Source organism: Micromonospora sp. WMMD714 (assembly GCF_029581315.1).
Taxonomy (GTDB): domain Bacteria; phylum Actinomycetota; class Actinomycetes; order Mycobacteriales; family Micromonosporaceae; genus Micromonospora; species Micromonospora rifamycinica.
This window is the reverse complement of the sequence record NZ_CP120744.1, coordinates 3,195,569-3,213,994: the sequence shown is the minus strand read 5'-3', so window position 1 is coordinate 3,213,994 and position 18,426 is coordinate 3,195,569. Positions and strand designations below refer to the sequence as shown.

General features: G+C 73.0%; 14 protein-coding genes. 4 read left to right on the top strand and 10 right to left on the bottom strand.

Translation table 11 applies throughout. The annotated features are described in order from the left end of the window. Window positions 1–26: 26 nt before the first annotated feature. The 3 genes from O7625_RS14275 to cimA all read right to left on the bottom strand — a co-directional run bounded on the left by O7625_RS14275 (window position 27) and on the right by cimA (window position 3,828). The gene (locus O7625_RS14275) at window positions 27–1,076 is read right to left on the bottom strand and encodes an AAA family ATPase (protein ID WP_067311016.1); all 1,050 of its coding nucleotides are present in this window, start codon (window positions 1,074–1,076) and stop codon (window positions 27–29) included. 341 nt (window positions 1,077–1,417) lie between these two features. Next, window positions 1,418–1,939 carry a hypothetical protein gene (locus tag O7625_RS14270; RefSeq protein WP_067311012.1) on the bottom strand — a complete coding sequence of 174 codons (522 nt, stop codon included), beginning with the start codon at window positions 1,937–1,939 and terminating at the stop codon, window positions 1,418–1,420. A 290-nt stretch (window positions 1,940–2,229) separates the two neighbouring features. Continuing rightward, complete coding sequence (gene cimA, locus O7625_RS14265) at window positions 2,230–3,828, bottom strand: citramalate synthase (protein ID WP_282346437.1); 1,599 nt, start codon at window positions 3,826–3,828, stop codon at window positions 2,230–2,232. Window positions 3,829–4,108: 280 nt separating this feature from the next. Here cimA and O7625_RS14260 point away from each other — a divergent pair, with 280 nt between their 5' ends. Together O7625_RS14260 and O7625_RS14255 are read left to right on the top strand one after the other, a co-directional pair. Beyond that, entirely contained in the window at window positions 4,109–4,567 is a 459-nt protein-coding gene (locus tag O7625_RS14260) for a PRC-barrel domain containing protein (RefSeq protein WP_282346436.1), read from the top strand. A 154-nt stretch (window positions 4,568–4,721) separates the two neighbouring features. Then, window positions 4,722–5,480: a tyrosine-protein phosphatase gene (locus O7625_RS14255; RefSeq protein WP_282346435.1), complete on the top strand. Its 759-nt coding sequence runs from the start codon at window positions 4,722–4,724 to the stop codon at window positions 5,478–5,480. 102 nt (window positions 5,481–5,582) lie between these two features. On the opposite strand, the gene O7625_RS14250 is transcribed toward O7625_RS14255, so the two are convergent. Together O7625_RS14250 and O7625_RS14245 are read right to left on the bottom strand one after the other, a co-directional pair. Continuing rightward, window positions 5,583–6,680: a branched-chain amino acid aminotransferase gene (locus O7625_RS14250; RefSeq protein ID WP_067310997.1), complete on the bottom strand. Its 1,098-nt coding sequence runs from the start codon at window positions 6,678–6,680 to the stop codon at window positions 5,583–5,585. A 106-nt stretch (window positions 6,681–6,786) separates the two neighbouring features. Beyond that, window positions 6,787–7,818, bottom strand: coding sequence for a 3-isopropylmalate dehydrogenase (locus tag O7625_RS14245; protein ID WP_282346434.1), 1,032 nt, complete (start codon window positions 7,816–7,818; stop codon window positions 6,787–6,789). Between the two features lie 220 nt (window positions 7,819–8,038). On the opposite strand from O7625_RS14245, the gene O7625_RS14240 reads away from it, so the two are divergent. Together O7625_RS14240 and O7625_RS14235 are read left to right on the top strand one after the other, a co-directional pair. Continuing rightward, on the top strand, window positions 8,039–8,914 hold the full coding sequence (locus O7625_RS14240; protein WP_282346944.1) for an FAD:protein FMN transferase: 876 nt from the start codon (window positions 8,039–8,041) through the stop codon (window positions 8,912–8,914). A 358-nt stretch (window positions 8,915–9,272) separates the two neighbouring features. Further along, window positions 9,273–9,629, top strand: coding sequence for a hypothetical protein (locus tag O7625_RS14235; RefSeq protein WP_282346433.1), 357 nt, complete (start codon window positions 9,273–9,275; stop codon window positions 9,627–9,629). A gap of 152 nt (window positions 9,630–9,781) precedes the next feature. Here the strand turns inward: O7625_RS14235 and serA are convergent, their stop codons facing one another. The 5 genes from serA to O7625_RS14210 all read right to left on the bottom strand — a co-directional run bounded on the left by serA (window position 9,782) and on the right by O7625_RS14210 (window position 18,398). Continuing rightward, on the bottom strand, window positions 9,782–11,380 hold the full coding sequence (gene serA / locus O7625_RS14230) for a phosphoglycerate dehydrogenase (protein ID WP_282346432.1): 1,599 nt from the start codon (window positions 11,378–11,380) through the stop codon (window positions 9,782–9,784). 814 nt (window positions 11,381–12,194) lie between these two features. Then, entirely contained in the window at window positions 12,195–13,208 is a 1,014-nt protein-coding gene (gene ilvC / locus O7625_RS14225) for a ketol-acid reductoisomerase (protein WP_067307040.1), read from the bottom strand. A 70-nt stretch (window positions 13,209–13,278) separates the two neighbouring features. Next, window positions 13,279–13,794: an acetolactate synthase small subunit gene (ilvN, locus tag O7625_RS14220; RefSeq protein WP_282346430.1), complete on the bottom strand. Its 516-nt coding sequence runs from the start codon at window positions 13,792–13,794 to the stop codon at window positions 13,279–13,281. A 66-nt stretch (window positions 13,795–13,860) separates the two neighbouring features. Beyond that, complete coding sequence (locus O7625_RS14215) at window positions 13,861–15,747, bottom strand: acetolactate synthase large subunit (protein WP_089004012.1); 1,887 nt, start codon at window positions 15,745–15,747, stop codon at window positions 13,861–13,863. 239 nt (window positions 15,748–15,986) lie between these two features. Continuing rightward, window positions 15,987–18,398 carry a bifunctional diguanylate cyclase/phosphodiesterase gene (locus tag O7625_RS14210; protein WP_282346426.1) on the bottom strand — a complete coding sequence of 804 codons (2,412 nt, stop codon included), beginning with the start codon at window positions 18,396–18,398 and terminating at the stop codon, window positions 15,987–15,989. Window positions 18,399–18,426 lie beyond the last annotated feature (28 nt).

Here is an 18,426-nt window from a genome sequence, read left to right as displayed (position 1 = left end):
AGTCTGCACGGAGGTGCTCGGCGGTCTCACGCCGCCCCCAGGACGGGCGCGTACTCGGGGTGGCCGGTGGCGAGCACCGGCGGCGGCACCGCCTGGACCAGCCGGTGCACCACCGCCTCGGCGGACACCCCGTCGGCCACCGCGTCGAAGGAGAGCACCAGCCGGTGGGCGAGCACGTCGACCGCGAGTTCGCGGACGTCCTCGGGGAGCACGTACTCGCGGCCCCGCAGCAGCGCCTGGGCACGGGCGGCGGCGACCAGGCCGAGGGTGGCCCGGGGGCTGGCCCCGTACGCCAGCAGCGGGGCGACCTCCGGCAGCCCGAAGCGGGCGGGGTCGCGGGTGGCCAGGATCAGCCGGACCACGTACTCGGCGAGCGCGTGGTGCACGAAGACGTGGGCGGCCCGGCGCTGGTAGTCGCGCAGCCGGACCGGGTCGAGAACCCGGCGCGGGCGGGGCCGGTCGCTGCTCATCCGGTAGAGGATGGCCAGCTCGTCGGCGTCGCCCGGGTAGTCGACGACGACCTTCATGAGGAAGCGATCGCGTTGTGCCTCGGGGAGCTGGTACACCCCCTCGGACTCGATCGGGTTCTGGGTGGCCAGCACCAGGAAGGGCTCCGGCACCGGCCAGCTCCGCCCGCCGATGGTGACCTGCCGCTCGGCCATCGCCTCCAGCAGCGCCGACTGGACCTTGGCCGGGGCCCGGTTGATCTCGTCGGCGAGCACCAGGTTGGCCATGATCGGGCCGAGTTCGACGTCGAAGCTCTCGGTCGAGGCGCGGTAGATCCGGGTGCCGACGATGTCGGAGGGCACCAGGTCGGGGGTGAACTGGATCCGGGTGAAGGTGCCGCCGACGACGGTGGCCAGGGTCTGCGCGGCCAGTGTCTTGGCGACGCCGGGCACCCCTTCCAGGAGGCAGTGCCCGTCGGCGATCAGTGCGGTGAGCAGTCGTTCGACCAGCCGGTCCTGCCCGACGATCACGCGTCTGACCTCGAAGAGGGTCTGTTCCAACTCCGCGCCCGCCGCATCGGCTTCGACCGCGCTGGGCAGGCTGGCCAGGGTGTCCGAGATGTCCGTCACGGTGCTTGCTTCCCGGGGCGGTGGGCAGGCAAACGTCGGAAATTCCGCCCCTGGCAGGTCCTTTACCCACCGGACCGGGACGACCCGCCCGTTCGGGCGGCAACCTCGTTCCGGCCGGTCACCCCTCCCGGTCCATCGACCCCGGTCGGGGTGCGGAGCGGCGGCCCGGGGCCACTGCCATCGACCGCGGCCCGGGGCCACCGCCGCCGGGGAGCGGCTCGGGGCCACCGCCGCCGACGACGGGCCGGCCGCCGGGGGAGGTCACCGGCGGCGCCGGAGGCTCCACGACGGACGGTGCCGACCCCCGGGCTGGGGGCCGGCACCGTCGACGCGGCCGGGCGTCAGTTGGCGACGAACAGGTGGAACGGCTTGCTCGATACCGAGCCGCCGGAGCTGTACGTCTGGATGAAGACGCCGTTCGGGGTCTGGTTGCGCGGGGCGACCGAGATCTCGCCGGCCGGCGGCACGTTGAACTGGTCGTTCGTGCCGATGGTGGCCTGGAACGCCTTCCCGACCACGCTGTAGTCGAGCAGCACCTGGTACTGCCCGGTGCCGTACCTGGTCGACGACACGACGTTCGCCGAGTGCTGGAGCAGGGTGCCGTCGCTGGCGACGACCGCCCAGGCGACCGAGCCCGAGGCCGGCGGGGCGAGCGCGGCCTTCAGCGCCGCACGGGCCTGCTTGGCTTCGGCTGCCGTCACCGGCGGCTGACCGGTGGCACCGGCCAGCCGGGCACCCGGCTGAGCCACCTCGGCCGGGGCCTTGGTCGCCGGTTGTGCGGCGGCGATCCCGCCGCCGGCCAGGGTGAGCGCCAGGACGCCGAGCGTCACCGCCGCCGCCTTACGCCTGAAGAATGTGGCCATGACAGGTCTCCCTTTTGTGACCGTGGCGATACGGCCGACCCGCCGTTCGGTGGGCCGGATGGTTACTGCGGGCAAGCCGGAAAAGGCGGGAGCAGATAGCCCCGCCGGGGCCGAATGGTCTGTCAACCAACCCCACATACCCGGCCTGAGCAGGGATTACTACGCTCCGTTGTGGCGCCTCAACCACGAGGAACGTAACACCGCCAAAAGGGGACCGTCAATAGTTGATCATTGCGTTTCGCTATCCGGAAAACGATTCTGGAAATTGCGAAAGGTGAAGGCCCAACCATTCATGAATGGCCGTTGGAGACGGCCGCCTGGTCGAGACCGTAGGTGAGGGCGTCGACCAACGCGTGCCAGGACGCCTCGACCACGTTGGGGTGCACCCCCACGGTGGTCCAGTCCCGGCCGGTGCCGTCGGCGGTCTCCACCAGCACCCGGGTCACCGCGCCGGTGCCGTGGGTGCCCTCCAGGATGCGTACCTTGTAGTCGGCCAGCTCGAAGTGCCGCAGCTCCGGATAGTGCTTGGACATCCCGACCCGCAGTGCCTCGTCGAGGGCGTTGACCGGGCCGTTGCCCTCGGCGGTGGCGATCACCCGCTCACCGCGTACCCGGATCTTCACGGTGGCCTCGGAGACCACCGCGCCGTCCTCCCGGTGCTCGACCAGCACCCGGTACGACTCCAGCGCGAACGGCCGCGCCGGGGCGGCGTCCGGCAGCTCGGAGCGGACCAGCAGCTCGAACGAGGCGTCGGCGGCCTCGAACGACCAGCCGCCCGCCTCCAGCTCCTTGACCCGGGCGGTCACCTTCGACACGGCGTCCGGATGGCCGGCCAGGTCAAGACCCAGCTCGCGGCTCTTCAGCTCGATGCTGGCCCGGCCGGCCATCTCGGTCACCAGGATCCGCATGTCGTTGCCCACCACCGACGGGTCCACGTGGTTGTAGAGCAACGGGTCGACCTTGATCGCACTCGCGTGCAGCCCCGCCTTGTGGGCGAAGGCGGCGGCCCCGGCGTACGCCTGGTGGGTGTCGGGGGCAATGTTGGCGATCTCGGCGATGGCGTGCGAGACCCGCACCATCTGTTCCAGGCAGCCGTCGGGTAGGACGGGCAGCCCGAGCTTGAGCTGGAGGTTGGCCACGACGGCGAAGAGGTCGGCGTTGCCGGGGCGCTCGCCGTACCCGTTGGCGGTGCCCTGCACGTGCCGGACCCCGGCCTCGACGGCCGCGATCGTGTTGGCCACCGCGCAGGCGGTGTCGTTCTGGGCGTGCATGCCGAACGACTCCGGGGCGATCCCGGTCCGCGCGGTCAGGTCGGTGATCGCGGCGGTCACCCGGGACGGCAACATGCCGCCGTTGGTGTCGCAGAGCACGAACCGCTCGGCCCCCGCCGCGAGCGCGGTCTCGACCACCGAGGCGGTGTACGCCGGGTCGTGCCGGTACCCGTCGAAGAAGTGCTCGCCGTCGACGAAGACCCGTCGTCCCTCGGCGACCAGGTGGGCGACGGTGTCCCGGACCATCGCCAGGTTCTCCGCGCCGGTGGTGCGCAGCGCGCGTTCGACGTGCCGGATGTCGGCCTTGGCGACCAGGGCGACGGCCGGGGTCTGCGCGTCGAGCAGCGCGCGGACCTGCGGGTCGTCGGCGACGGCCACCCCGGCCTTGCGGGTCGCGCCGAAGGCGACCAGCAGGGCGTGCCGTAGGGGCAGCTCGGTGCGGGCCCGGCGGAAGAACTCGGTGTCCTTCGGTACGGCACCCGGCCACCCGCCCTCGATGAAGCCGACACCGAACTCGTCGAGCAGCCGGGCCACCGCGAGCTTGTCGACCACCGAGTAGCTGAGCCCCTCGCGCTGGGCGCCGTCGCGCAGCGTGGTGTCGTAGACCTGGAACGTCATCGAGAGTCCCTTCATCGGATCTTGGGGGAGCAACAAAAAGACCCCCCGCGGATGCGGGAGGTCTGCGCGCTCGGCGGAGGGGTTGGCCGGCGCGCTAGCTGCCAATAATGCGGGCGGAGCTGGTCACGGTCGCCACTCTGCCACCCCGTCCCGGTTTTGGGAGGCATAATCCACATGTCGGGACGGGTGTGCACGGCGGCACAGCCGGGTACCCGGGTGCGGACAGCAGGCACTTTCCCCGCCAGCGACAGCGACGACGACAGCCGAGGCAGGAGCTCCCATGGACCGGCTCGACCCGCACTCCGCCCACGGCAGCACCGACCCGATCGTCGACGACGGGCAGGGAGCGATCGCCGGCGGCGCCCCCGGCGGGGCGTTCAACCCGTGGAGCTACCGCGACGAGGCCGGGGTCGCCGACGTCGACCTGGTCGGCTACCGGGTCGAGGCGACCGACGGCGGCATCGGCAGGATCGACGGGGCGAGCCACGAGGTGGGCGGCAGCTACCTGGTCGTGGACACCGGCCCCTGGATCTTCGGCAGGAAGGTGATGCTCCCCGCCGGCACCGTCGCCCAGGTCGACCACGACGACCGCAGGGTCCACGTCGACCGCACCAGGGACCAGATCAGGGCCGCTCCCGAGTACGACGAGACCAGCCACGGCGACCCGGACTACCGGGACAGACTGGGCGGCTACTACGACGACACCTACGGCAACCTGCCCCCCGGCACCGCCCGGTAGCCGCGCGCGGAGGGTACCGGATCGGGCGCGGAGGCCACCCGGATCGGGCGCGGAGGCCACCCGGATCGGGTTAACGGACGGTACCCGGGTCGGGCCGCGGAGAGCACCGTCGGTGGGGGCGCGGACACGCCCCGCCGACCGTTACCGTGTCCGGATGAACCCCATCGAGGACAGCCGCCGCATCCCGTTCTCCGCGATGTTCAACTTCCGCGACGTCGGCGGCTACCCCGGCCGGGACGGTCGTGTCGTCCGTTGGGGCCGGCTCTACCGGTCGGACTCTCCGCACCGGATCGACGGCACCGACCGGGAGGCCTTCGCCGCCCTCGGCATCCGCACCGTGATCGACCTGCGTCGCCCGTCCGAGGTGGACCGGGACGGCCGGGTGCCCGACCTGGACGGGCTGGCCTACCGGCACATCCACCCCGAGCACGCCGAGTGGGGGCTACGGGCGCACGAGCCGGACACCAGCCTGGCCCGCTACCTCGCCGACCGGTACGCCGACCTCGCCGAGACCGGCACCGCCGGGTTGGCCGAGGCGGTCGGCCTGATCGCCGACAGCGCCAACGCGCCGGTCCTGGTGCACTGCGTCGCGGGCAAGGACCGCACCGGCATCGTCTGCGCGCTGACCCTGGCGGTGCTCGGCGTCGACGACGACCGGATCGCCGAGGACTACGCGCTGAGCACCGAGGCGTCCGAACGGTTCAGCGCCTGGTTGGCGGAGGCGATGCCGGACGCTCAGAAGCCGCCCGCGCCGTTCCTGGGCTCTCCCGCCGAGGCGATGGCGCTCTTCCTCGACGAACTCCGCCAGCGGCACGGGTCGATCGAGGACTACCTGCGGCACGCCGGGGTCACCGACGCCCAGCTCGCCGCCCTCCGCGACCACCTGCTGGAGCAGGACGCCCCAGCGGAGTAGCCACCGACCGCGCCCCGGGACGTCGACGGTTCCGGGGCGGCGGCGTGCATGGACAGTGACGGTGCATGGACAGTGACGGCCCCGGCATGCCGGCGGTGCAGGTCAGAGGATGCGGCGCACCCAGCCCTGCGGGTCGGGGGCCTCGCCGCGCTGGATCGCCACCAGCCGCTCCCGCAGCGCGGTGGTGGAGCGTCCCGCCTCGCCACCGCCGATCACGAACTCGCCCCCGGGGAAGCGCACCCGGCCGATCGGGGTGATCACCGCGGCGGTGCCGCAGGCGAAGACCTCGCGCAGCCGGCCGCTCTCCGCGTCGGCCTGCCACTCGGCGAAGCTGATCGGGCGCTCCACCACCTGGTGCCCGGCGGCGGTGGCGAGGGAGAGCAGTGCGTCCCGGGTGATGCCGGGCAGGATCGTGCCGTTCAGCGGCGGCGTGACCACGGTGCCGTCGTCGTAGACGAAGAACACGTTCATGCCGCCCAGTTCCTCGACGTAGCGACGCTCCACCGCGTCCAGGAAGACCACCTGGTCGCAGTCGGCCTCGATCGCCTCCGCCTGCGCGGAGAGCGACGCGGCGTAGTTGCCGCCGCACTTGGCCGCGCCGGTCCCGCCGGGGGCGGCCCGGGTGTAGTCCGGGGAGACCCAGACCGTGACCGGCTTGACGCCGCCGGCGAAGTACGCGCCGGCCGGCGAGGCGATGACGCAGTAGAGGTACTCCTTGGCGGGGCGGACCCCGAGGAAGACCTCGCTGGCGAACATGAAGGGCCGCAGGTAGAGGCTGGCGTCGGCGGCCTCGGGGATCCACTCCCGGTCGATCTCGACCAGCCGGTGCAGCGACTCGACGAACAGCTCCGCCGGCAGCTCCGGCATGGCCATCCGCCGGGCGGACTCGACGAACCGGGCCGCGTTCGCCTCCGGGCGGAACATGGTGACCGACCCGTCGGCCGTCCGGTACGCCTTCAGCCCCTCGAAGATCTCCTGCGCGTAGTGCAGGACGGCACTGGCCGGGTCCATCGGGATCGGCGCCCGGGCCTCGACCCGGGGGTCGTACCAGCCCTTGCCGTCGGCGTACCGGATCGTCACCATGTGGTCGGTGAAGACCTGGCCGAACCCGGGGTTGGCCAGCAGGGCGGCCCGCTCGACGGCGGATACCGGCGCGCTATTCGGACGGATCTCGAAATCGAGCATGTCACCACCGCTCATCGCGCTGACCTCCCTGCGATTGGACGGCGCGCGGGGACCGCGCACCGAGCTGATGCCAGAAACCTACCCGAACGGTCGTTCAGCGGGTAGCTCCGCCCGGGTGGGATCAGGCCACCGCCTGGGCGGCGAGCCGGTCCCCCACCTCGTCGGTGCGCAACGGCACACCCGGCGTCCGGGCGGCCAGCTCCGCGGCGACCGCGCCGGTCACCCGGGCGGCGGCGTCCGCGTGGCCGAGCTGGTCGAGCAGGAGCGCGGCGGAGAGCACGGCGGCCACCGGGTCGGCGACCCCCTTGCCGGCGATGTCCGGCGCCGAGCCGTGCACCGGCTCGAACATCGACGGGTACGCCCCGGTGGGGTTGATGCAGCCGCTGGCCGCGAGGCCGATCCCGCCGGTCACCGCGGCGGCGATGTCGGTGAGGATGTCACCGAAGAGGTTGTCGGTCACCACCACGTCGTACCGCTGGGGCTGGGTGACCAGGAACATGGCCGCGGCGTCGACGTGCTGGTACTCGGTGTCGACGTCGGGGTGCTCGGCGGCGACGGCGGCGAACGTCCGCGCCCACAGCGACCCGGCGTGGGTCAGCACGTTGGTCTTGTGGACCAGGGTGACCTTGCGGCGTTCCCGCCGACCGGCGCGGGCGAACGCGTCCCGGACGACCCGCTCCACCCCGTGCCGGGTGTTCAGGCTCTCCTCGGTGGCCACCTCGGCCGGGGTGTCCCGGTGCAGGCTGCCCCCGGCCCCGGCGTAGAGGCCCTCGGTGCCCTCCCGGACGACGACCAGGTCGACCTCGCCCGGCTTCACGGTGGCCAGCGGCCCGGCCACCCCGGGCCAGAGCCGGGACGGACGCAGGTTGACGTACTGGTCGAAGGCGAAGCGGAGCTTCAGCAGCAGGCCGCGCTCCAGCACGCCGGGCGGCACGGTCGGGTCGCCGACCGCGCCGAGCAGGATGGCGTCGTGACCGGCCAGCTCGGTCAGTACGGAGTCGGGCAGCACCTCGCCGGTACGGTGGTACCGCGCCGCGCCCAGGTCGTACTCCGTCGCCTCGACGCCGGGCAGCACGGCGTCGAGGACCTTGAGGGCCTGCGCGACCACCTCGGGTCCGATCCCGTCCCCGGCCACCACCGCGATCCTCGCCACCCGCACTCCTCACCTCGTCCGTTGCCGAGAACGGTACGTCGCCGTCCCGGCTCCCGGTACGGGCCTTCCATGATCTGGGAAGCACAAACGCTCAGCAGGCTCCCAGGCAGCATTCATGGTGCGGTCATCTCCACTGCCTAGGGTCCTCCTCATCGACGGGCCGCAGGGCCCGCGACGGACCGGCCGCGATGCCGCGGCACCGTCGTGAAGGAGCAGGATGATGCGGACCGAGCAGCAGCAGGGGCCAGGCCGACTGGACGCGCAACCGCGCACCCGCTGGGTGGACCAGGCGACGTTCTCCCGGCGTCGACCCGACCTGCGCCTGGGCGCCCGCAGCCACCGCGTCGACCGGCCCGGTGACGCGCCCGGCGGCCGGATCGCCGTGCAGCACCGCGTCCGGACCGGCACCGCCGAGTACTCCCTCCTGCTCAACGCCCCGGAGGAGCTGGGCCGCCGGGCGGTCGGCGACGCGCTGCGCGACGCCGTCGCCGAGCTGCGGGCCATCGACCTCACCTACGGACCGAACCGGCCGGAGAGCCTGGTGTCCCGGCTGCGGCGCGGGGAGATCAGCCCCGAGTCGTACCCGCCGCTGACCGACCTGGTCGACCGGTGCGCGGCCATGCGGGCCGCCACCGACGGCTGGTTCGACGCCTGGGCCGTCCCCGGCGGATTCGACCCCGGCGGCCTGCTCAACGGCTGGGCGGTGGAGCGGGCCGCGACCCGGTTGCGCGCCGCCGGCATCACCGACTACGCGGTGCTCTCCGGCGCCGACCTGACGGTACGGGGACACGCCGCGCACGGCGGCCCCTGGCGGGTGGCCGTGCACCACCCGACCGACGGTCGACGCGCCCCGCTGGTGCTGGAGATGACGGCCGGCGCGGTGGGCACCTCCGGGGTGAGCGGCCGGCAGGGGCACGTGGTCGACCCGCACAGCGGGGAACCGGCCGGGCAGCTGGTCGCCGCGACCGTCGTCGGCCCGGACCTGGCCGTGGCCGACGCCTACGCGACCGCGTTGTACGCGGCCGGGCCGGTGGGGCTGTCGTGGTTCCGCGCCGACTCGGCATATCAGGCTCTCTTCGCCCACCGGCGCCGCTGAGCGGTGCCGCGGCGCGTCGGCCGACCTGTGGAGGGGGTCCACGGGGTGGCGCGGTCGACGGGCCGGCGATCGGCCCCCACGGTCTCGGCAACGACCGTGGGGGCCGGTCAACGACGAGTGCGCGTGGCTCGCGCATTCGAGGGGTGCGGACCGGCCGATCGGACGGTCGACCTCGTCACCCGAAGACGGGCCGCTGCCTCGATGTTTCCGGTGACCGCACCGGTACGGTAGCGAATCGACGCAACTCGACGCAAGAGGCTCCACAGCGGACGGTATCCACCGGACACTCCCGACCACCCGCGGTCAGCACGGCGGGGCAGTGTCGCCCGGGTGAACGCGTGATGGCACGCTGTCCGCCGTGAGTTTCGATCTGAGCGTGTGGGCCCTCCACGACGGGGCCACGCCGGACGACGTCCGGTCGGCGGTGCAACGGTGCCGCGAGGGGCAGCACGGCGACCGGTATCCGGATCCCCGGGTGGTCGGCTTCTACCGCGCCCTCACCGCCTCCTATCCCGACCGGCCCGCCCACCAGGGCACACCCTGGGAGGTCTCGCCGCTGCACGCCGCCGCCGACCACGTGGCCCTGAACCTCGTCCCGACCTGCCCGGACCAGGTGCTGCTGGACATCGAGCGGCTGGCCGGCGAGTACGACCTCATGCTCTTCGACCCGCAGGACGGCTCGGTCTACCCGCCGCCGTCCCGGGCCACCCGCTGACCCCGACCCGTACGGGTCGCCCGATGTCCCCTGCCGCCCGCTGGCCCCGGCGCGTCCGGGTCGTCGGCTGACCCCGACGTCCCCCGGCCGCCGTGGACGACGGAAGGACCCGACCGGGCCGGTCGGGTCCTTCCGTAAGCGGTGCGGTGGGGCTACTCGTCGCGCAGGTCCGCCGCGCTGGCGGCGGTCGCCCCGATCGAGTCGGCCGCCGAGGTGAGCAGGTCCGCGCCGAGCGCCTGGTCGACGGTGAGGGTCATCAGCGTCTCGCCGCCGGCCTCCCGACGGGCCACCTGCATGGCGGCGATGTTGATGCCGGCCTCGCCGAGCAGCGTGCCGACGGTGCCGACCACACCAGGCCGGTCGGCGTAGCGCAGGAAGAGCAGGATGCCCTCCGCGCCGATCTCCACGTCGAACCCGTCCACCTCGGTGAGCTTGAGGACGTCCCGGGCGCCGGTGTGGGCGACCGTGCCGGAGACGCTGACCGTGCGGCCGTCGGGCAGCGCGCCCCGCACCGTGACCAGGTTCGGGTGGTCGGCCGTCTCGGCCTGGGTGACCAGGGCCACCTCGACGCCCCGCTCCGCGGCCAGGTGCGGCGCGTTGACATAGGTCACCTGCTCCTCGACCACCGAGCTGAACAGCCCCTTGGTGGCGGCGAGCTTGAGCACCGACACGTCGTGGTTGACGATCTCGCCGCGTACCTCGACGGTGACGCTGGCGGCCACCCCGCCGGCCACCGCGGTGAACGCCCGGCCCAGCTTCTCGGCCAGCGGCAGCAGCGGCCGGACGTCCTCGGCGACGACGCCGCCGGCCTGCACGTTCACCGCGTCCGGCACGAACTCGCCCTGCAACGCCAGCTTGACGCTCTTGGCCACGGCCAGGCCGGCCTTGTCCTGCGCCTCGTGGGTGGAGGCGCCCAGGTGCGGGGTGGCCACCACGTTGTCGAAGGCGAACAGCGGCGAGGAGGTGCACGGCTCCTTGGCGTACACGTCGACACCGGCGCCGGCGACCCGGCCCTCGGCGATCGCGTCGGCCAGCGCCTGCTCGTCGACCAGGCCACCGCGGGCGGCGTTGACGATCCGGACGCCCGGCTTGACGATCGCCAGCTCCTTCTCGCCGATCAGGCCGACCGTCTCCGGGGTCTTCGGCAGGTGGATGGAGATGAAGTCGGCCTCCCGCAGCAGCTCCTCCAGCCCCACCAGGCGGACGCCGAGCTGGGCGGCGCGGGCCGGCTGGATGTAGGGGTCGTACGCGATCAGCCGGGTGCCGAAGGCGGCGATGCGCTGCGCGAACAGCACGCCGATCCGGCCGAGGCCGACCACCCCGACGGTCTTGCCCTGCAACTCGACGCCGGTGTACTTGGACCGCTTCCACTCGCCGGCCTTGAGCGCGGCGCTGGCGCTGGCGGTGTTCCGCGCGACGGCGAGCAGCAGCGCGACGGCCTGCTCGGCGGCGGAGACGATGTTGGAGGTGGGGGCGTTGACGACCATGACGCCCCGTGCGGTCGCGGCCGGGACCTCGACGTTGTCCAGCCCGACGCCGGCCCGGGCGACCACCTTCAGGCGCGGCGCGGCGGAGATCGCCTCGGCGTCGATCTGCGTGGCACTGCGCACGATGACCGCGTCGGCCTCCGCCAGCGCGGAGAGCAGGGCGGGACGGTCGGTGCCGTCGACGTGGCGCACGTCGAAGTCGTGCGCGAGCACCTCGATGGCGGCGGGAGCGAGTTCTTCGGCGATCAGTACGACAGGATTCATCGGTCCTCGTAGACGTCGTCTTAGGTCGGCCGGGGCGACCGGGCGCCGCGATGCGCCCTGCGCCGATCCGTGCCATGGCCGTCAGGTGCCGGTCACGCACCCCACCAAGGATGGTAGGGGCCGCCCCGGTCGGCACGCCCCGGAGTACGGGGTGAGCGCCCTCACACAGCGTTGTCGCACGCCGGTCATCCGCCGTTCATCCGGCCCGTCGACGCGCGGCGCGGGCCGACCGGGGCCGGTGAGGCATCGATCACCCCGTCCCGCCAGGTGAACCAGGCCCTGCGCACGGCGCACCCACGCAGCACGTGCGCCCATCGCGGACCCGGCCGGCATGGGGTACATGCGGCCGCGCAGTATGTGCTGCCATACGGAGCCTTACGGCCCTACAGCACGTGCGACATGCGTTATGCGGCCACGCGGAACCTTGCGGCCACGGACACGTGCGGTGTGCTGCGACGACCGCTCACCCCTGGTTACGCAGAGAGCGGTATGCCTGACAGGCATATTTATGCCTGTCAGGCATACCGCTCTCTCCCGGGATAATGGTCAGCCGCGACACGCGCCCGACGAAGGCGACGACCAGAGCAGCCCGCCGACCGCCCAGCGAGCGGCAGGCTCAACGCACCGCGCACCCCAACCGCGCAGCCTCAACGCGCCAAGGGCTCAGCAGGCGGATGCCCAGCGGGGCGCGAGCACCGCGGGGTGGCCAGCGAGCGAGCACCGGACGGATGCCCAGCGGGCCGAGCGCCCAGCCAGGGGCTCGGCCCGCCGGGTGCCTACCGGGTGCCTACCGGGAGTCGGCGCGGCGGGTGGATCAGGCCGTCTCGGTGAGCGGGCGGTCCACCCAGCTCATCATGGAGCGCAGCTTCTGGCCGGTCTCCTCGATCGGGTGCGCGGCGCCCTCGGCCCGCCACTTGGCGAAGTTCGGCCGACCGGCGTCGTCCTCGGCCACCCACTCGCGGGCGAACTCGCCGGACTGGATCTCACCGAGGATCTTGCGCATCTCCTCCTTGACCCGGGAGTCGACCACGCGCGGGCCCCGGGACAGGTCGCCGTACTCGGCGGTGTCGGAGATGCTGTACCGCATCCGGGCGATGCCGCCCTCGTACATCAGGTCGACGATGAGCTTCAGCTCGTGCAGGCACTCGAAGTAGGCCACCTCGGGGGCGTAGCCCGCCTCGGTGAGCACCTCGAAACCGGTCTGCACCAGGGCCGCCGCGCCGCCGCAGAGGACCGCCTGCTCGCCGAAGAGGTCGGTCTCGGTCTCCTCGGTGAAGGTGGTCCTGATCGCGCCGGCGCGGGTGCCGCCGATGCCCTTGGCGTACGCCAGGGCGAGCGGGAAGGCGTTGCCGCTGGCGTCCTGCTCGACGGCGACCAGGCAGGGCACGCCCTTGCCGTCAACGTACTGGCGGCGGACCAGGTGACCGGGGCCCTTCGGGGCGACCATCGCCACGTCCACGTCGGCCGGCGGGGTGATCAGGCCGTACCGGATGTTGAAGCCGTGACCGAAGAAGATCGCCTTGCCCGGGGCGAGGTTGGGCGCGATCGACTCGGCGTAGATGGTCCGCTGGGCGGTGTCCGGCGCCAGGATCATGATCACGTCCGCCTCGGCCGACGCCTCGGCCGGGGTGAGCACCCGCAGGCCCTGCTCCTCGGCCTTCGGGCGGCTCTTGGAGCCCGCCGGCAGGCCGATCACCACGTCGACACCGGAGTCGCGCAGCGACAACGCGTGGGCGTGGCCCTGGCTGCCGTACCCGATCACGGCGACCTTGCGGCCCTGGATCAGGCCCAGGTCGGCGTCGTCGTCGTAGTACACCTCAACGCTCATTGACTTCCCTTTCGTACGGCGGTCTCGTCGGACCGTCGTGGACTGTGTGCGGTGGCGGGGGGCGGCGCGGTCAGGCGGCGCGCAGCGCGGGGCCGGCGGTGATCGAGCGCGAACCCCGACCGATCGCCACCGTGCCCGACTGGACCATCTCCTTGATCCCGAACGGCTCCAGGTCGCGCAGCAGCGCGTCGAGCTTGTCGGGGGTGCCGGTGGCCTCGATGGTGAGGGTGTCCGGCGCGACGTCGACCACCCGGGCCCGGAACAGGGCGACCGTCTCCAGCACCTGCGCCCGGGCGGTACGGTCCGCCCGGACCTTGACCAGCAGCAGCTCCCGGGCCACCGAGACCTGCGGATCCAACTCAACGATCTTGAGTACGTTGACCAGCTTGTTGAGCTGCTTGGTGACCTGCTCCAGCGGGGACGAGTCGGCGTTGACCACGATGGTGATCCGCGAGACGTCGGGGTTCTCGGTCTCGCCGACGGCCAGGCTGTCGATGTTGAACCCGCGCCGGGAGAACAGGCCGGAGACCCGGGCCAGGACACCCGGCTTGTTCTCCACCAGCACGGACAGGGTGTGCAGGGTCATGCCACCGTCTCGCTTCGCTCGGTCGGTCCGTGCCACCGCACGGTCCCGGGGAATCGGGCACTCATGTCAGATGTCGTCCTCGTCGAACGTCGGGCGGACGCCCCGGGCGAACATGATCTCGTCGTTGCTGGTGCCGGCGGCGACCATCGGCCAGACCATCGCGTCCTTGCCGACCACGAAGTCGATCACCACGGGAGCGTCGGTGATCGCCATCGCCGCCTCGATCGTCTTGTCGACGTCGGCGGCGTTCTCGCAGCGTAGGCCGATGCAGCCGAGCGCCTCGGCCAGCTTGACGAAATCCGGGATGCGGTGCTTGTGGGTGCCCAGCTCGGTGTTGGAGTAGCGCCCCTCGTAGAACAGGGTCTGCCACTGCCGGACCATGCCCAGGTTGCCGTTGTTGATCAGGGCGATCTTGACCGGGATGCCCTCCAACGCGCAGGTGGCCAGCTCCTGGTTGGTCATCTGGAAACAACCGTCGCCGTCCACCGCCCAGACCACCGCGTCCGGCCGGCCGACCTTCGCGCCCATCGCCGCCGGGACGGCGTACCCCATGGTGCCGAGGCCGCCGGAGTTGAGCCAGGTGCCCGGCTTCTCGTACGAGATGAACTGGCTCGCCCACATCTGGTGCTGGCCGACCCCCGCCACGTAGATCGCCTCCGGGCCGGCGATCTCGCCCAGCCGCTTGATCACGTACTGCGGGGAGAGGGTGCCGTCGGCGGGCTCGTCGTAGCCCAGCGGGTACCGCTCGCGCAGGTCGTCGAGCTGGGTCCACCAGTCGGTCAGGTCGGCCCGGCGGCCGGCCTTCTGCTCGGTCGTCACCGCCGCGATCAGCTCGTCGATGACGTGCCGGGCGTCACCCACGATCGGGACGTCGACGTGCCGGTTCTTGCCGATCTCGGCCGGGTCGATGTCGGCGTGCACCACCGTCGCGTCCGGGGCGAACGAGTCCAGCTTGCCGGTCACCCGGTCGTCGAACCGGGCACCCAGCGCCACGATCAGGTCGGCCTTCTGCAGCCCGTAGACGGCGGCCACGGTGCCGTGCATGCCGGGCATGCCCAGGTGCTGGCGGTGCGAGTCGGGGAACGCCCCCAGCGCCATCAGGGTGGTCACCACCGGGATGCCGGTCAGCTCGGCCAGCCGGAGCAGCGGCTCGGACGCACCGGCCTTGAGCACCCCGCCACCGACGTAGAGCACCGGCCGACGGGCGCCGCCCATCAGCCGGGCCGCCTCCCGGATCTGCTTGCCGTGCGGGTGCAGGGTCGGCCGGTAGCCGGGCAGGTCCAGGGTGGGCGGCCAGGAGAAGGTGGTCGCCGCCTGGAGGACGTCCTTGGGGATGTCCACCAGCACCGGCCCGGGACGCCCGGTCGCGGCCAGGTGGAAGGCCTCGGCGAGCACCTGCGGGATCTCCTCGGCCGTCTGCACCAGGAAGTTGTGCTTGGTGATCGGCAGGGTGATGCCCTGGATGTCCGCCTCCTGGAAGGCGTCCGTGCCGATCATCGGGCGGGACACCTGACCGGTGATCGCGACGATCGGCACCGAGTCCATGTACGCGTCGGCGATCGGGGTGACCAGGTTCGTCGCGCCCGGCCCGGAGGTGGCGATGCAGACGCCGACCCGGCCGGTGGCCTGCGCGTACCCGGTGGCGGCGTGACCCGCGCCCTGCTCGTGCCGGACCAGGATGTGCCGCACCGAGGAGTCGTAGAGCGGGTCGTACGCGGGCAGGATCGCCCCGCCGGGAATCCCGAAGACGACGTCGACGCCGAGCGCCTCGAGGGACCGCACCAACGAACCGGCACCGGAGACCGGGACCGGCCCGGACGGCCGTACGGCCGGGGTGGCCGCGGCGGCGGTGCCGCGCGGCGGGGTGGTGGGGTCGGCGTCGCCGGTCGGCTCGGTGACCGTGCGGGCCCGCCGGGCGGAGTGGGCGAGGGTCTCTGGCGTGGGTCTCGTCATGGCGGTTCAGGCCTTCGGCTGGAGTTGGGTGGAGCTGCTACGACAGGTGCGACAGGGGCGCGTGCCGCGCCCCGGGGTTCCGACGGCAACAAAAACGGCCCTCGTGCAGATGCACGGGGCCAGCGCACTCTCGACAGCGGGAGAGTGCGCTCAGGTAAGTACTCGCAGCGACCGGTTCGACGACATGGGCCAAGCCTGACGCATCTCACGCGATGAGTCAACTGATCCCACATGTTGGTTCACGAACGGGGGACGCCATCCCCGGCGGGTGCCTCGTCAACCGGTCCGGCCTGCGCGGACTCACCCTGCGGGGGGCGTGGGGCGGGCACCGGCGGCGACGCGGGCGGATGGGACCGCAGCCGGGGCAGCAACGGCGACGGGGCCGGTCGGGGCGGCACGGGCGGCGGGGCCGGCGGGGCCGACGCCGGACGGGCACCCGGCGAGGTGGCCGCCTCCAGCATCGCCTCCAGGTGCTCGGCCGGCACCCCCCAGCCGAAGAGCGCGCCCTGCCCGAACCGGCACCCGGCGGCCACCACCGCGGCCAGCTCCGTCGGGGTGGTGACCCCCTCGGCGATCACCTCCAGGCCGAGCTGGTGGCCCAGCCGCATGACGATGTCGACCATCGGGGCGAAGGCCGGGCCGTCCCGGCCCACCGGACGGACCGGCTCGTGCTCGGCGACCAGGCTGTGGTCGATCTTGAGGATGTCGATCGGCAGCCGGCGGAGCTGCCCCAGCGACGAGTACCCCGCGCCGAAGTCGTCCAGCGCGATCCGGACACCGGTCAGCCGTAGCGCGGTCAACCGGCGGATCAGCTCGTCCAGGTCGGTGGCGACGGCGTGCTCGGTCACCTCCAGCACCAGCCGCTGCGGCGGCACGTGGTGGGCGCGCAGCGCCTCGGCCACCTGCACCACGTACTCCGGGGCGTGCAGCTCGTGCGGCGAGACGTTGACCGACACCCAGACGTCGTGGCCGTCGGCGAGCCAGCGGGACAGCTGCCAGCACGCCTGGTGCAGCACCCAGGCCCCCAACTTGGCGATCATCCCGCACTCCTCGGCCAGCGGGATGAACTCGTCCGGGCGGACGTTGCCCAGCTCGGGGTGGTGCCAACGGAGCAGCGCCTCGGCGCCCACCGGCCGCACCGAGGGCAGCGAGGCCACCGGCTGGAACGCCAGCCGCAGCTCGTCGCGTTCGATCGCGCCGCGCAGCTCGTGCTCCAGCCGGGTACGCCGGGTCAGCAACCGGTCGTAGCTGCCGTCGTAGCGCTCGACCCGGTTCTTGCCGCGCTGCTTGGCGTAGCGCAGCGCCAGGTCGGCGTGGCGCAGCAGGCCGACCACGTCCGGGTCGCCGCCCTGCCCGGCCACCCCGATGCTGACCGACAGGAAGACCGCGCCACCGGCCTGGTCGTACGGCCGGCCGAGCACCCCCAGCAGCCGCTCCGCCACCGCGTCCGCCTCCGCCGGCCGCCCCCGCATCAGCACCGCGAACTCGTCGCCACCCAGCCGGGCAGCCAGGTCGCCGGGGCGCAGGTTGCCCCGCAGCCGCCGGCCCACCTCGGCCAGCACCATGTCGCCGACGTCGTGGCCACGCATGTCGTTGACGTTCTTGAAGCCGTCCAGGTCGAGCCCGAGCAGCACGCAGTCGGCCCCCTCGCTGGCACAGCGCTGCATCTCGCGCAGCAGGCCGCGCCGGTTGGCCAGGGCGGTCAGCGGATCGGTGTGCGCCAACTCCCGGAAGTGCGCCTCCCGTTCGGCCAGCCGGCCGGCGTACCGGCGGACGTCGTTGAGGGTGAGGTACTGCCGGGTGACCAGCGCGAACCCCTCCAGGCTGCCGGCGACGATGCCCAGCGCGTCGAACCGGCCGCCCTGCACGAGGTGGTACATCGCCGAGGCGGCCATCGCGAACATCGGGATGAAGGCGTACTCCCCGTCCCGGCGGATCAGGTCGATGTCGACCTGGCCGGGGGCGTCCACCCGGTGCACCGCGAGCGCCCCGGCGAGCAGGCCCACGGCGAGCAGCGCCATCCCGGTCACCGCCATCCCCGAGCCGCCCTGGCAGACCCCGGCGGCCACCACGAGACCACCGGTGGCGGTCGCGGTGATGCCGGTGCCGAGCACGGCCAGCCGGATCCGGGGGCCGTCGGCGCGGGCCACCACCATCCCGGTGAGCCCGGCGGTGAGCGCCGCGGTCACCGAGGCGAGCAGGATCGCCGGGCAGGCGCTCGGCGTGCCCGGCCCGAGCAGCCGGGTCGGCTCCGAGAGGAGCACCCAGCCGACGAACCAGATCGAGGTGGCCACGATCAGCCCGTCGAGCAGCAGCCGGGCGGCGGCGGCCCGGGCCGCCATCGCGCCGGGCAGCCGGAGCAGCCCGGCGCAGAACGCCAGCCCGGTCAGCGCGGTGCCGACGGCGATCACCGACGCCCAGCCCATGTGCCGCCCGCGCTGGTGCGCCCCGTGCTCGGTCGCCCCGAGCAGCGCGACGGCACCGGCGCCCAGGGTGACCAGGGCGATCGCGGCGGCCAGCGCGAACAGCAGGTGCGCCTGGCGGTGCGGCCCGCCCCGCCGCCGGGCCGAGTCGGCCAGCAGCGCGGTGGCGGCGGCGGCGAGCAGGCCGCTCAACACCGCCACGGCGACCATGCCCGGGGGTAAACGCACGACCCCAACTGTGCCGGATCGGCACCCG